At 49.4% G+C, this 14,506-nt stretch carries 14 protein-coding genes; 1 reads left to right on the forward strand and 13 read right to left on the reverse strand.

From position 1 onward, the window contains the following. Nucleotides 1-6 precede the first annotated feature (6 nt). The 4 genes from AC0LWF_RS10350 to lpdA form a co-directional block, all read right to left on the reverse strand. Nucleotides 7-1,377 (reverse strand): dihydrolipoamide acetyltransferase family protein, encoded by a 1,371-nt coding sequence (locus AC0LWF_RS10350; RefSeq protein ID WP_474651754.1) that lies wholly within the window; start codon nucleotides 1,375-1,377, stop codon nucleotides 7-9. A 68-nt stretch (nucleotides 1,378-1,445) separates the two neighbouring features. Beyond that, nucleotides 1,446-2,429 carry an alpha-ketoacid dehydrogenase subunit beta gene (locus tag AC0LWF_RS10355; protein WP_474651462.1) on the reverse strand — a complete coding sequence of 328 codons (984 nt, stop codon included), beginning with the start codon at nucleotides 2,427-2,429 and terminating at the stop codon, nucleotides 1,446-1,448. A gap of 1 nt (nucleotide 2,430) precedes the next feature. After that, nucleotides 2,431-3,465 (reverse strand): thiamine pyrophosphate-dependent dehydrogenase E1 component subunit alpha, encoded by a 1,035-nt coding sequence (locus tag AC0LWF_RS10360; protein ID WP_474651463.1) that lies wholly within the window; start codon nucleotides 3,463-3,465, stop codon nucleotides 2,431-2,433. A 158-nt stretch (nucleotides 3,466-3,623) separates the two neighbouring features. Then, nucleotides 3,624-5,051, reverse strand: a complete 1,428-nt coding sequence (gene lpdA, locus AC0LWF_RS10365) for a dihydrolipoyl dehydrogenase (RefSeq protein ID WP_474651464.1) — start codon at nucleotides 5,049-5,051, stop codon at nucleotides 3,624-3,626. Nucleotides 5,052-5,209: 158 nt separating this feature from the next. Here lpdA and AC0LWF_RS10370 point away from each other — a divergent pair, with 158 nt between their 5' ends. Next, a complete protein-coding gene (locus AC0LWF_RS10370) occupies nucleotides 5,210-5,506 on the forward strand; it encodes a DUF2627 domain-containing protein (RefSeq protein WP_090573916.1) in 297 nt (98 codons plus the stop codon). Between the two features lie 66 nt (nucleotides 5,507-5,572). Here AC0LWF_RS10370 and clpP read toward each other — a convergent pair whose 3' ends face one another. The 9 genes from clpP to AC0LWF_RS10415 form a co-directional block, all read right to left on the reverse strand. Beyond that, nucleotides 5,573-6,148 carry an ATP-dependent Clp endopeptidase proteolytic subunit ClpP gene (gene clpP / locus AC0LWF_RS10375; RefSeq protein ID WP_474651465.1) on the reverse strand — a complete coding sequence of 192 codons (576 nt, stop codon included), beginning with the start codon at nucleotides 6,146-6,148 and terminating at the stop codon, nucleotides 5,573-5,575. Nucleotides 6,149-6,171: 23 nt separating this feature from the next. Further along, entirely contained in the window at nucleotides 6,172-6,846 is a 675-nt protein-coding gene (locus tag AC0LWF_RS10380; RefSeq protein ID WP_474651466.1) for an RNA polymerase sigma factor, read from the reverse strand. A gap of 93 nt (nucleotides 6,847-6,939) precedes the next feature. After that, nucleotides 6,940-8,127 carry an MFS transporter gene (locus tag AC0LWF_RS10385; protein ID WP_474651467.1) on the reverse strand — a complete coding sequence of 396 codons (1,188 nt, stop codon included), beginning with the start codon at nucleotides 8,125-8,127 and terminating at the stop codon, nucleotides 6,940-6,942. Nucleotides 8,128-8,230: 103 nt separating this feature from the next. Beyond that, nucleotides 8,231-9,046: a sporulation transcription factor Spo0A gene (gene spo0A, locus AC0LWF_RS10390; protein WP_474651468.1), complete on the reverse strand. Its 816-nt coding sequence runs from the start codon at nucleotides 9,044-9,046 to the stop codon at nucleotides 8,231-8,233. Between the two features lie 225 nt (nucleotides 9,047-9,271). Further along, nucleotides 9,272-10,597 carry a SpoIVB peptidase gene (spoIVB, locus tag AC0LWF_RS10395; protein ID WP_474651469.1) on the reverse strand — a complete coding sequence of 442 codons (1,326 nt, stop codon included), beginning with the start codon at nucleotides 10,595-10,597 and terminating at the stop codon, nucleotides 9,272-9,274. A gap of 123 nt (nucleotides 10,598-10,720) precedes the next feature. Then, nucleotides 10,721-12,421, reverse strand: coding sequence for a DNA repair protein RecN (gene recN / locus AC0LWF_RS10400; protein ID WP_474651470.1), 1,701 nt, complete (start codon nucleotides 12,419-12,421; stop codon nucleotides 10,721-10,723). Nucleotides 12,422-12,465: 44 nt separating this feature from the next. Next, nucleotides 12,466-12,915 carry a transcriptional regulator AhrC/ArgR gene (gene ahrC, locus AC0LWF_RS10405; RefSeq protein ID WP_474651471.1) on the reverse strand — a complete coding sequence of 150 codons (450 nt, stop codon included), beginning with the start codon at nucleotides 12,913-12,915 and terminating at the stop codon, nucleotides 12,466-12,468. A 33-nt stretch (nucleotides 12,916-12,948) separates the two neighbouring features. Next, complete coding sequence (locus AC0LWF_RS10410; protein ID WP_474651472.1) at nucleotides 12,949-13,410, reverse strand: hypothetical protein; 462 nt, start codon at nucleotides 13,408-13,410, stop codon at nucleotides 12,949-12,951. 248 nt (nucleotides 13,411-13,658) lie between these two features. After that, nucleotides 13,659-14,492, reverse strand: a complete 834-nt coding sequence (locus AC0LWF_RS10415; protein WP_474651473.1) for a TlyA family RNA methyltransferase — start codon at nucleotides 14,490-14,492, stop codon at nucleotides 13,659-13,661. Nucleotides 14,493-14,506: the final 14 nt, after the last annotated feature.

Genomic DNA, 14,506 nt, shown 5'->3' on the forward strand with positions numbered 1-14,506 from the left:
CTCGTTTCAATACAGCTTCGTTTCTAGATTGAAGCCTTCCAGATTTTCTTTCACACGCTGCAGGAATCGTCCGCAGATAACGCCGTCCAAAATCCGATGGTCGAGCGACAAGCAGATGTTCGCCATCGAACGAACCGCTATCATATCGTTAATGACGACAGGACGCTTCACGATCGATTCACAAGTGACAATCGCTGCTTGCGGGTAGTTTATGATCGGGTACGACAAGATTGATCCGAACGAGCCGGTATTGTTTACTGTGAATGTACCGCCTTCCATATCGGAGAGCGTCAGCTTGCCATCGCGTGTCTTACGCGCTAGCTCTTCAATCTCGCGAGCAAGCCCAGCAATGTTCTTCTGGTCTGCGTTCTTGATGACTGGCACCTTCACCGCGTCTTCTGTACCGACAGCCAGACCAATGTGAATGTCACGCTTGACGATGATTTTGTCGACTGCCCAGACAGAGTTCATAAGCGGGAAGTCCTTGATTGCATTCACGACCGCTTTTACCCAGAATGCGAGGTAAGTGAGGTTCACGCCTTCGCGCTTCTTGAAGTCATCCTTCAGCTTATTACGGAGACTGACGAGATCAGTAACGTCAACTTCCATCATCATCCAGGCATGCGGAATCTCTGTAACGCTCTGGCGCATATTGCGCGCAATCGCATTGCGGACTGGGGTTACATCTATAAAATACTCGCTGCGTCCCGGCACTTGCTGGCCTTCGAGCTCTACTTGCGGGATACGCGGCGGCTCAGACAGATGAAGTCCAGTTGAACGAACCGGCTCCTTCGATGTGAAGATCGGCTGTGCGGGTTGAACCGGTGCGCTGCTCGCGCTCGCGCTTCGTGCCGCAGGAGCGCTCGCTCCGCGTCCGGACGCAACGTACGCAAGAACATCCTTGCGCGTAATCCGTCCGCCGATGCCTGTCCCTTGAATGTGGGACAAGTTAATGCTATGCTCCGCTGCTAGCTGCTGGACCGCTGGCGAATAACGATAACGCATGCTATCGTCTCCGCCTTCGGCAGCGATCGATGCTGCCCCTTGCGCGCGCACTGCAGCTCGCTCGCTGCTGCCAACATGGCCTTGCTGTGGCGCTGCAGCCGATTGCTGCGCGGCAGGAGCAGGAGCCGTTGTCGCATCATCGGCTCCCTCTTCCTCGATTTCGATCAGGCAGACCGGCGTGCCGACAGGTACAGTCTCGCCGGCGCCGACCAATATTTGAACCAACTTCCCTTGAATGGTCGAGGGTAGTTCAGCGTTTACTTTATCCGTGATAATCTCACAGATCGGCTCATACATGTCGATGACATCGCCCGGTTGCTTCAGCCATTTGTCAATCGTTGCGGAGACGAGCGATTCTGCGAGTTGCGGCATGATGACTTCCGTCACTTTCTTCAATCCGACCACTCCTTACATGATTGCGTTAGAGCTCTCCCTAGATTCTAGTAGAGCGCGAGACGCTTCATCGCTTCTTTCACTTTATCTTTATTCAGCATAAAGAATTTCTCGCCAGGCGGGTTTATCGGCATTGGCGGGACATCAGGGCCGCATAGACGCATAATTGGCGCATCCAGCTCATAGAGCATCTCCTCCGCAATAATTGCAGATACCTCTGCGCCGATGCCGCCAAATTTATTATCTTCATGAATGATAAGTACTTTGCCCGTACGGCGGGCAGCTTCAAGAATACCGTCCTTATCAATCGGCTGCAGCGAACGAAGGTCAACCACATGCGCGGTAATGCCTTCTGCTTCAAGCTCTTCGGCCGCTTCCATAATGAAGTGCAGCGGCAAGCTATAGCTGATAACCGTAATGTCATCGCCTTCGCGCAGGACATTCGATTTGCCAATTGGCACGATATAATCGTCTTCCGGCACATCACCGGAGACAAGCTTGTAGCACTTTTTATTTTCGAAGAAAAGAACGGGATCCGGGTCGCGGACAGCTGCTTTGAGCAAGCCCTTCGCGTCGTACGCCGTGTAAGGTGCCACAATCTTAAGCCCTGGCGTTCCGAAGAATACCGACTCCGGGCATTGCGAGTGGTATAGACCGCCGAAGATGCCGCCGCCGATTGGCGCGCGGATAACAATAGGGCAGTCCCAGTCGTTATTAGAACGATAGCGGATTTTAGCCGCTTCGCTGATAATTTGGTTCGTTGCCGGGAACATGAAATCGGAATACTGCATTTCGGCGATTGGCTTCATGCCGTACATCGCCGCGCCGATTGCGACGCCAGCGATTGCAGATTCCGCAAGCGGTGTATCGAGCACGCGCTCTTCGCCGAACTGCGCGAGCAGTCCTTTGGTCGTCGTGAACACGCCGCCTTTGTGGCCAACGTCTTCCCCAAGAATGAACACGTTCTCGTCGCGTTCCATTTCTTCCTTCATTGCGAGGCGGATCGCATCAATATAGTCCATTTTCGGCATCTTAGCGTCCTCCTTCGCCTATTGAATCATCGGCATATACATGTTTCAAAATATCTTCAGGCTCTGGGAACGGCGCCTTATCGCCAAAAGCTGTCGCATCATCGAGTGCAGCCTTGATCTCCTGCAGCATCGTCGCTTCCATCTCTTCGTTCCAGATACCGCAATCGATGAGATATTGCTTGAACTTCGGAATGCCGTCCTTGTCGCGGTGCGCATCTACTTCTTCTTTGGTCCGGTAGGCCATATCCTCATCGGAAGTGGAATGCGGTGACAACCGGTACATGACCGCTTCGACAAGTGTCGGACCTTCGCCGCTAGCTGCACGCTGACGCGCTTCTTTCATGACGCGGTAAATTTCTAGCGGATCATTGCCATCCACGGCTACGCCCGGGAATCCGTAGCCAAGGGCGCGGTCAGCGATTTTGCCGCTTACTTGCTTGTGAAGCGGAACCGAAATCGCATAATGGTTATTCTCGCACATGAAAATAACCGGAAGCTTATGCACCCCAGCAAAGTTCGCGCCTTCATGGAAGTCCCCTTGGTTGCTGGAGCCGTCGCCGAACGTGACGAAGGAAACGAAGTCCTTCTTCTTCATCTTCGCTGCAAGCGCAAAGCCGACTGCATGCGGAACCTGTGTCGTAACCGGGCTCGAGCCTGTTACGATTCGCAGACGCTTGCTGCCGAAGTGACCAGGCATTTGACGACCGCCACTATTCGGATCATCAGCTTTCGAGAATATGCACAGCATCAACTCGCGCAGCGTCATGCCAACAGACAGTACGAACGCGTAATCGCGGTAATATGGCAAGTAGTAATCTTGATCCCGGTCAAGCGCGAAAGCAGCGCCAACTTGCGCGGCCTCCTGGCCGATACCGGATACATGGAACTTAATTTTTCCTGCCCGTTGCAGGAGCAAACAACGCTCATCGTACTTGCGGGCGGTATTCATAAGCTTATACATTTCAATGGCTTGCTCGTCCGTAAGGCCAAGTGCCGCATGTCTGGATTGCGTCACGGCAGATTCGGATTGTGTCATGAGGGATGCCCTCCTTTTAGCTGCTATTATAACCAGGTACTAAGACTTGACTATACCCATTATAACCGAGTTCCTCTGAAAAAGAAATGTTGGATCCGCTGACTCATGTAAGCGATTTATTGAGAAAGGTGTTTACTATATAAAGATGCAGCAAGTGCCTAAAATGCGATTGATTTTCCATTCACAGCGAGCATTGCTTCACCAATAACTTCCGACAAAGTCGGGTGCGGATGAATTACTTGTCCCACTTCCCACGGTGTTGCATTGAGCAGCATCGCAAGCGAAGCTTCGGACAGCAGGTCCGTCGCATGCGGACCGACAAGGTGAACGCCTAGCACGTCGCTTGTCTTGGCGTCGGCGATGACTTTTGCGAACCCTTCGGTTTCGCCTAGCACATGTGCCTTGCCGATTGCCTGGAACGGCACTTTACCGACTTTAATATCATATCCCTGTTTGCGCGCTTCGTCTTCGTTAAGTCCGATCGAAGCAATTTCCGGTCGCGAGTAAATCGCCCGCGGTATACGAGAATGATCCGGTGCTTGCTCCTTGCCTCCGGTCATATGATCAACGGCTACAATCGCTTCATGTGCAGCAGCATGCGCAAGTTGAAGCCCGCCGTTCACATCCCCGATCGCGTAGATATGCGGCTCATTCGTCTGGAAGAAGCTGTTCACGCGGATGACACCTTTCTCAATGCGGACATCGGTATTCTCAAGACCGATTTCTTCGACATTCGCCTGCCGGCCAACGGATACAAGCAGTCGCTCTGCATTCAGAATAACAGTGCCATCCTCCGTATCAGCCGTAATTGAAGCTTGTCCATCATTATACGTATACGTCTCCAGCTTCAATTGAATGCCAGTTAGAATACGCACTCCGCGGCGGCGCAGCTGCTTCGTTAGCTCAGCTGAGCTCTCTACATCCTCACCTGGCAGCAGACGGGATGCAGCTTCAACGAGCGTCACTTCGATGCCGAAGTCGATAAGCAATGATGCCCACTCGACACCGATGACGCCGCCGCCGATAATGAGCATCGAGCTCGGCAGGTTGTCCATTTCGAGTGCTTCATCACTGGTCATCAGCTGACCTGGAACCGGCACCAAGCCTGGAAGCGTACGCGGACGTGAGCCTGTTGCGATAATGAGATGCGTCGGCACGATCGTTTCCATCTCGCCATCCTCATACTCAACCGCGACACTGCCGCTCTTGGGCGAGAAGATCGATGGTCCGATTACACGCCCTCTTCCTTTTATAACCGTAATCTCATGCTTGCGCATCAAATACTGCAAACCTTTATACAATCCTTCGATCGTATTCTCTTTGCGCTGCTGTATCTTCGGAAAATCAATGCTGACCGCACCTTCAGCGACAGTAATCCCATAGGTGTCCGCCTTGCGCAGCGTTGCATAAATTTCCGCGCTGTGCAGAAGCGATTTACTTGGAATACAGCCTTTATGTAAGCATGTGCCGCCGAGCTTCTCTCTCTCGACGATAATGACCTTCTTGCCTGCTTGTGCCGCCCGGATTGCGGCTGTATATCCTGCAATGCCTCCGCCTATGATGGCCAAATCGCATTGTAATGTCATGTTCGTTCCCCTCTCCAATTCACCTTGCTATACATTCCCTATTGTACCTTTTTTCGCTCCGTCAGAAAACATCCCCCACCTAAATGGACAAGTCAGGTGAGAAAAAGGTATGATATTACCGTATCTGCTGCATGTGTACAGGGGGATTTAATTAACGTATGAGACAAGTCATTATTCGATTTATTGCTGTCCTATTGCTTGTTATTCCAGGTCTTGGAGCCACATACGGCTTCCTGCTAATGAAGGATGCTGTATTTCATTATTTCTCATCTTTCGGCGATGAAACCGCAACTGTGCGCCATTTTGAATGGTGGATGTTTCTAGGTGGACTTGTGCTGTTCCTGATCGGTGTCGCATTCATCGGCGGCTGGACATTCTACCGCGACCGTAAGCGTAACTACGTAGCACCACGCTATCGCCAGAAGCGGCCTCGTCCGCCTCGGCCAGGCGTATAACTTAGGTTGTATGTAATAAAAGCGGGCACTCCTCAACTTAGGAGTGCCCGCTTGTTCGTTCTGGTTCTATCCGATTACGCGATCCACGATGCCGTAAGCGACTGCATCCGATGCGCTCATGAACCGGTCCCGGTCTGAATCTCGTTCAATTTGCTCCACGGACTGTCCGGTGTGACTCGCAAGCAGCTTGTTAATTTTCTCTCGCGTCTTCAGAATCCAGCTCGCATGGATTTGGATATCTGATGCCTGCCCTCTGGCTCCACCAAGAGGCTGATGAATCATAACCTCGCTATTCGGAAGCACGAACCGTTTCCCCTTCGCTCCACCAGCGAGTAAAATCGCGCCGAAGCTGGCTGCAAAACCGGTGCATATCGTCGAAACATCGGGCTTAATGAATTGCATCGTGTCATAAATGGAGAAGCCAGCCGTCACAGATCCGCCTGGACTGTTGATGTACAACTGTATATCTTTATCCGGATCATCAGCCGCGAGGAACAGCATTTGCGCCACAATTGAATTCGCCATCTGATCCTCAATCTCACCGCTCACCATAACAATTCGATCCTTAAGCAGCCGCGAATAAATATCGTAGCTGCGTTCCCCGCGATTTGTCGATTCAATAACGTATGGCGTCAAATTCATCGTATTCATCCTCTCAGGCCCGTTTATGATGCCATCATCATACTAACGGATGAGCCGATGCCTGTTGATATTCGAAGCTGACCGACAGCCTGAACCGGATCGATGCGCTGTTCTTCGGCATTCGCAAGCACGATCAGCGCCTGTGGATCAGCTGAACGGATCGCATTTACATACGCGTACAGCATGCTGTCGCTGACTGGATTCTCAGCGCTAAAATGTGCCGCACCGCTCATCTCGCGCTGCTTCAATCGAGAAAGCACCGATCGAGCCCTGTGCAGCGCGGCTTTTACAGCACCCTCTGATGTGGACAGCTTATTTGCCACCTCACTGCCCTTATAACCGAACAATTCCTTCAACAGGAAAACAGTCCGCTGCAGCGGAGACAAATGAGCGAGCAGCAGCCGTACTGCATACTCCATCTCATGCGAATCACCATACAGCCGAGTTAGAACGGCTTCATTGCGCTCAATGCGTCTTGCCAGCTGCTTCCTGCGCATATGGTCCACAGAAATATTTTTTGCAATACGCAGCAAGTAAGCAGTTGGGTTCGGATGCTCCACCTTTCCGTTCATGACAGGAAGGGCTCGCAGACATGTTTCCTGGACAATATCTTCAGCGTCCCAGGTCGAACGCGTAAGCGACAAGCAGTAACGGTACAGCACGAAGCGCATTTCATCGACAGTTGGCTTTGTTATCATTCTGGCACCTCCTCATCTGTTAGCTTGTGATGCATAACGTAAACGAATGAAGGTACGAAAAAGATACGCACAGAAAAATAAACAAAAATTAAATTAAACGACAGTTGTGGTTTGCGATTGCGTATTTCGGCGGAACATCGGACCAATTAGCGCGAAAAGCGTAAATGCGCTTCCGAGCATAATGAACATACTCTTCTCGGATATATATTGTATGCCAAAGCCGCTGATGCTGGGTCCGAGCAAGCTTCCGACACTGAAATGAATGGATGCGATAACATTCGCCGATGGCAGCAGCTCGCGCGGAAGCAAGTCAGCCGCGTATGCAAGGCCGAGCGAGAAGAACGAGCCGATACAACCGCCGATTAAACCGAGCAGCACGAATAACATGGGAGCGTTATTCCCTGCGAGCGGCACCATGAAGAACATGATGCCAGCTGCCAGTGAACAGAATATGAGAACTGGCTTGCGCCCGATCCGGTCACTTAGCATGCCGAGCGGGAACATCACAATTAGACTACCGACTCCAAGCGCAGGAAGCAACATGGAGATAACTTCTTTGCTAAGATGAATGCGAAGTCCATATAGCGGGAAATTACTGTTCATCGTCGCTTCCATCAAGCCATAAAGTATCGCCGGAAACAACGCGAACCATGCAATCCGGTACGTTTGCCAGTAGCGGTTCGTTGAAGCGGCAAGCTTCTCCGCTCTCTCGGGATAGATCGACGGTAACCTTAACACAAACATCAATATGATAATAAATAAGATCGTGTTCAGCGCAAAAGGCAGCCATTTCCCAATAGAGATAAAGTTGATGCCCATAGGTCCGATGCTAAAGCCGATTCCATATGCCATGCCATATAACGAGATATATCGTCCCCGGCTCGCCGGTGGGCTACTGCTTACAATCCAAAGCTGTGTGCAGTAATGAAGCGCACTGTCACCGATACCGACAGCGATTCGCAGAATAAACCAAATCCAGAGGGCATGCATGAACGGGAACAGAATCGTCCCAAAGCCTGCTATTACAATGCCAAACAGAATGCCGTATTTATAACCGATTTTCCTTATCGGTTTCTCGATGAAGAACATTGTGCTGAATGTGCCAATGTACAATGCCATCGAATTGAGCCCGTTGAGATCGGATGAGACGCCCCGCTGATCGAGCAGAATAGCCAATAATGGGAGCAGCAAGCCCTGATTCAAGCCTGATACGAGTGTGACCGATAGTAAAATGATTAACCTTTTCAGCGAAGGAACAGATGTATTTACTGATGTTGTCAAAACAATCCTCCTAGTTGACATGAAATACTACGAAATAAAAACGCCACATTCGCGGCTTGCACGAAAGTGGCGCTCCATTCGATTCGAGCTATTCTTTATCTTTTCACGACACTTTATGTTCGATGCGCAGCTTGTCTGCGACCATAGCGATGAACTCGGAATTCGTCGGCTTCGACTTGCTTATATTGATTGTATACCCGAACAAGTGACTGATGCTGTCGATGTTGCCACGTGTCCAAGCTACCTCAATTGCATGGCGAATGGCGCGTTCCACACGGGAAGGCGTCGTCTTGAATTTCTCCGCAATAGCAGGATAAAGCGTCTTTGTAATGGCACCGAGAATTTCGATATTGTTATAAACCATTGTGATCGCTTCACGCAAATATTGATACCCTTTAATATGGGCAGGAACGCCGATCTCATGAATAATGCTCGTAATGTTCGCATCCAGGTTTTTACCTTTTGCGATTGGCACAACGTTCGATTTCGACATTCCAGCAGTTGCAGACGTGGATGTAAACGTCGAAGAAACGGTCGGATTGCCAACGAGCTGGCGGATTCGGTTCGCGAGAATTTCCATGTCAAACGGTTTAAGTATGTAGTAGGAAGCACCAAGTTGTACCGCTTTTTGAGTGATGTTTTCTTGACCAAATGCTGTTAACATAATGATTTTAGGCATTTTAGGCAGATTCATTTCGCGCAGACGTTCCAGAACACCGAGGCCGTCAAGATGCGGCATAATGATGTCCAGAATAAGAACGTCAGGCACTTCATGAGACTCTTCCAGTAAACGAAGAACTTCCTCACCGTTATAAGCGACACCGGAAACTTCCATATCATTTTGTTCAGAGATGTACTCTGAGAGAAGGTTCGTAAATTCCCGATTGTCATCAGCCAACAAAACTTCAATTTTTTGCAAGGTATAGTCCTCCTTAGACTAAAATCCACACTCAAATGCAGTAACCGTCACTTAATACGTTTATTGTATTTGCTTATAAACATTTTCGACAGACCGAATGAAATTCCTTCTGTCGAATAATATTTTTCTTTATTTTTATTTTCAACTCATTTATAATGAATAATTTATTACACGAATCTTCAGAATTCGAATTAATTCGACATGAAACCAAAAAATCTTAAGGGGCTATGCCGCCTTAAGATTTAAGCTTGCTGGTTTCAACAATACTCCGGCATCCTGCAGCATCCACTCGATAAAGCATCCATAACCAGATGTAGGATCATTAACGAATACATGAGTTACAGCACCGATCAGTTTGCCGTCTTGGATTATTGGGCTTCCTGACATCCCCTGCACAATGCCACCTGTCTGCTCCAGCAATCGGCGATCTGTAATTTTAATTACCATCCCCTTAGTTGCAGGAGATTGCTGTTTCGTAACATGAACGATCTCTACATTGAATCGCTCAACCTTCTGCCCGTTTACAACGGTAAGCAATTGGGCTGGTCCTTCCTTCACTTCTTCCGCGAAAGCAACTGGAACCGATTGATCGTTATAGCTATGCGAAGGCAGCTCCTTCATTTTACCGAAAATACCAAATGACGTGTTCCGCTCAATATTGCCAAGCACTTTGCTTTCTTTCACGAACTGCGCTCTCTTCTCGCCTGGCTCGCCGTTCTGGCTCTTGTTAATGGAGGTTACGTTGGATTGCAGAATCTGTCCTTCGCCCACTTCAATGGGTGTTTGGGTATCCATATCGGTAATAACATGTCCAAGTGCACCATAGACGCCTTGATCTGGAGCATAGAACGTTAATGTACCCACACCAGCTGCGGAGTCACGAATATATAACCCCAATCGCCAAGCGCGATCTTCAGAATCAAACACAGGAACGAGCTTCGTATCGAATAATCTCGATCCTCTTTTCACTGTCAAATGAAGCGGCTGTTTCGTGCCACCAGCTTCCTCCGCCATTTCTGCTACCTTATGCACTTCGTTTACATACTTGCCATTAATACGAACGATGAGATCACCCAGTTGCAGCTTCGCTTGCTCGCCTGGAGATACTTTAGTGCCCTTCGCATCAACTACCTGATGATGACCGACAACCATTATGCCTGCAGATTTCACTTTAACACCAATCGTTTGTCCACCCGGAATGACACGTAAATCCGGTACAACGTTTACTCGAACGGTTTTGAAAGGAATTTTGCCGAATAATTTCAATTTCATCGTTGTTTTGCCGCTTTGTGATGATTCAATTGATAGTGGCTTGTTCAGATTAATCGAAAGTGAACGATCAGTTGAGCCGTTTACACGCAGCATATGCGAATCAACGGTTACTTGAGCATGTACAGGCATACCATAGTCTAATTGTTTCAACTGGCCGGAAAACAAACGAACTTCGTTCGGAAATGCGGCGAAATGTTGAAGTGGAGAGGATAGACCAAGCATGCAAACGATGATAACGAGAAGTAGACCCAGCCACCGCTTCCGCTGATTGGCATTCAATGACTTCACGCTCCCTGTTGCAAAATCGCTTGACGAGAAAGGTGGTTCGCCATTTGCGTACCTTTAAGTTATCCCTGCCCCTACTGTTTTATGTCGCCAAAAACATTCCCTGATTCCCTTCCATTACGCCCCCTTTTGCCTTACAGCCAAGTCAAGCATTTCTTGTGCATGATGGCGTGTTTTTTCCGTTACTTCCACACCACCGAGCATACGCGCAAGTTCTTCAATTCGTGTTGCAGAACTCATTTCCGTTACCATTGTAGACGTTCGCTCAGCAACAATGATCTTCTTAATTTCATAATGATGGTCTGCCATACATGCCACCTGCGGCAAATGGGTAATCGAGAACACTTGGCACTGGTTGGACAAACGCGACATCTTCTCAGCGATTGCTTGAGCAGCACGTCCGCTTACACCAGTATCCACTTCGTCGAATACAAGAACCGGAACTTCATCAATCGAAGCGAAGATCGTCTTGAGCGCCAGCATAATACGCGACATCTCGCCACCAGAAGCAATCTTGCTGATTGGCTTCATCGGTTCGCCTGGGTTCGGCGCAAAGAGGAATGCCGCCTCATCTATGCCGTTCGCGTGCAGCTTGTAGTGCTCGCCATCTTGCGCCTGCTGCAATTGGACGTAGAACTTCGTCCGATCCATCTGAAGGCCGCGCAGCTCGCTCTCAATGGCTTCCGCAAGCAGATCCGCAGCTTTGCGGCGTTGATCGGAAAGCTGCTTACCAATCATCAATGCTTGAGCGAACAGTCGATCCAGCTCAATTTGCAGGCGAGCCAGATGCTCGTCACGGTTCTCGATCTTATCAGCTTCTGACTGAATGCTCGACAAGTAGGACAGAATATCAGGGATAGTCTCGCCATATTTGCGTTTCAAGCTATTTATCATATCCAGACGGTCGTCAATATCCGCGAGCCGTTCTGGATCAGAGTCGACATTGTCCCTATAATCGCGCAGTTGATATACCGCATCCTCAAGCTGATAAAATGCGGATTGCAGCTGTTCAAGCAGCGGATCAAGAGCAACAGGATCATAATCCCGAATATCGCTAATCCGGCTTACAGCTCGACTGACTGCATCCACTCCTTTGCCTCCATGCAATAAGCTGTAAGCTTCAGAAGCGGAATCTCTGCGTTTCACTGCATACATTAGCTTCTGCTTCTCCTCGGCAAGAGATTCGTCCTCTCCCGGTTTTAGGCGGGCAGAAGCAATCTCCTCAATCTGGAAGCGATATAAATCAAGCATCTGCATATTCTGACGTGATGTATCTTCTATATCCCTTAGTTGAATTCGAACTTTATCATACTCGCGGTAAACACTGCGATAGGCATCTAAGGATGCAGCGACTGAATCACCAGCATACGAATCAAGCCACTCCAGATGCTTCTCCGTGCGCAGTAATGACTGATGCTCATGTTGACCATGGATATTGACGAGGCATTCCCCTGCTTCGCGCAGCATTGACAGGGTGACAATGTGTCCGTTTACGCGGCTGATGCTCTTGCCTTGCGCGGAAAGCTCGCGACGAACAACGAGTCCTTCCTCAGGCGAAGCATGAATTCCGAACGATTGAAGTGTGTACCAAACAGGATGAGATGGGGGCAGCTCGAACATCGCCTCGATCTCGGCTTTGTCACAGCCGTAGCGGACCATCTCTGATGCGCCGCGTCCCCCTACAACAAGACTGAGCGCGTCGATTAGAATCGACTTCCCTGCTCCAGTCTCACCTGTCAGCACATGAAATCCATCGTGGAATTTTACTGAAACATATTCAATAACAGCCAAATTGCGTATCGACAACTCGCGAAGCATAGTTGCTCTCCTCCTCCAGGTTCATTAATCCAAACATCAATGTCCTAATTCATTAATCCAAGCAGCCTGTCCACAATATCTTCGCTCTGCTGCTTCGTTCTGCAGATCAGCAGTATCGTATCATCTCCACAGATGGTTCCCATCACTTCAGACCACTCCATATTGTCAATCATGGCGCCGATGGCGTTAGCTGTTCCCGGCAAACACTTCATAACAACAAGGTTGTCAGTAAAGTCGATATGTAGGAAATGATCGGATAGTGTGCGCTTAAGCTTGTGGATTGAATTGCTCCGCGTCTCCTGCGGCAGCGAATATTTATATCGGCCATCCTCGATTGGCACTTTGATAAGCTGCATCTCTTTAATGTCACGGGATACTGTCGCTTGCGTAACCGCAAGACCTGTTGTCCTCAAAGTATCGACCAGCTCGTCCTGTGTTTCAATGATTTGGCTTGTAATCAGTTCACGTATTTTCATTTGCCGAACGCTCTTCATGAATAGCCTCCTAAAGTTGGTCAAGATTAACTGCTAGGTTCCGAAACGGAATGTAATTTTACGGATCGTGAGCTCCTTGTGATCTACGAACAAGACACCTTCACACTCTGGCAAGAGCAGTGCGTAGACGAGCAGTCTATCTCTAACCCCGCTGCCAGTCCAATCAATCGGCATCCGTTCTCGTGCCGTCTTCACAATATAATGTTTGCCATCTTTCTCCGCAATTAAATCGATGAACAGCCTGCTCTGAAGCATAGTGCCGTCAAGATCAATTGTGATTGGCACACGATATTTGCCATGCGTGACCTCGTATCCTGATTTCTCCAGAAACTGTACATTTACATCATCGTCCCGAACATCCTCTGCCTCGCTTAGAAGCAGCTTCGAGTTCATGCCTGGCGGTTCATGCAGCCAACGGTAGAAGCTGCGATACAACCAGAAAATGATCAATGCACCGGCAATAAGCATGACAAGCCAGTCCCCGTACCTTCCCAATCCAATCCCTCCCCCAGCATGAAAGAGTCACACTATTCATTTCGCGCTGAAGAACTAATTTCCTCTCCATCTGAGTATGATCGGCAATATCGAACATTCGTTTCCGAACACCTGTTGCCAAACGTCTGTTCGCTTTCGTTCTTAGTGTACCAAATATTTGCCGATCTGCAAAGAGGGCGCACGCGAAATTTTGCATCAAAACAAAAAAAGCCTTTCACTTCAGCAGCCGCCAAAATGAAAGACTTTCCTTATTGTTTGAAGTCCTGTGCGAACGTACCAGCTGCTTCCTTCACAAGTGCAGCAATCGCTTCCTCGCTCGGAGGAGTTGAACTGCTACCTGGTTCCCACAGCCAGTGGGCAAGGAATTCTATATTGCCTTCTCCGCCCGTTATTGGCGAGAATGTTAAATGCTGCAGCACGAACCCTTCTCCAGCAGCCATAGCAAGCACCTGATGCAGCACTTCACGGTGGACACTCGGCTCACGAACGACGCCAGACTTGCCGACCTTCTCGCGTCCGGCTTCAAACTGCGGCTTGATAAGCGCGACGACGCCAGCTCCTCGCTCGAGTAACGTGCCAAGAGTAGGCAAGATCAATTTCAATGAGATGAAGGATACGTCAATCGTCGCGAATGTCGGTTGCGCACCAGTCAAATCAGCCGGTACCGTATAGCGGAAATTAGTACGTTCCATTACATTGACCCGATCATCCTGACGAAGCGACCAGTCCAGCTGATTGTAGCCAACGTCAACCGCGTAGACGTAAGACGCGCCGTTCTGCAGTGCGCAGTCAGTGAACCCGCCAGTGGATGCGCCGATATCAATCATGACTACTCCATCCAGGTTTAGCTCAAACTGCCGGATCGCTTTCTCCAGCTTCAACCCGCCGCGGCTAACATAAGGATGAACAGCGCCTTTAACAATTATATTCGCCGAGCGCGGCACTTTCATACCGCTCTTCTCGATCCGCTCACCGTCAACAATCACAAGCCCTGCCATAAGCGCAGCTTTCGCCTTTACGCGGCTTTCGTAAAAGCCTTGTTCCACGAGTAAGACATCAATTCTTTCTTTTGCAATTGTCATCGGTTTCTCCTGCT

It is taken from the genome of Paenibacillus sp. sgz302114, assembly GCF_056120345.1.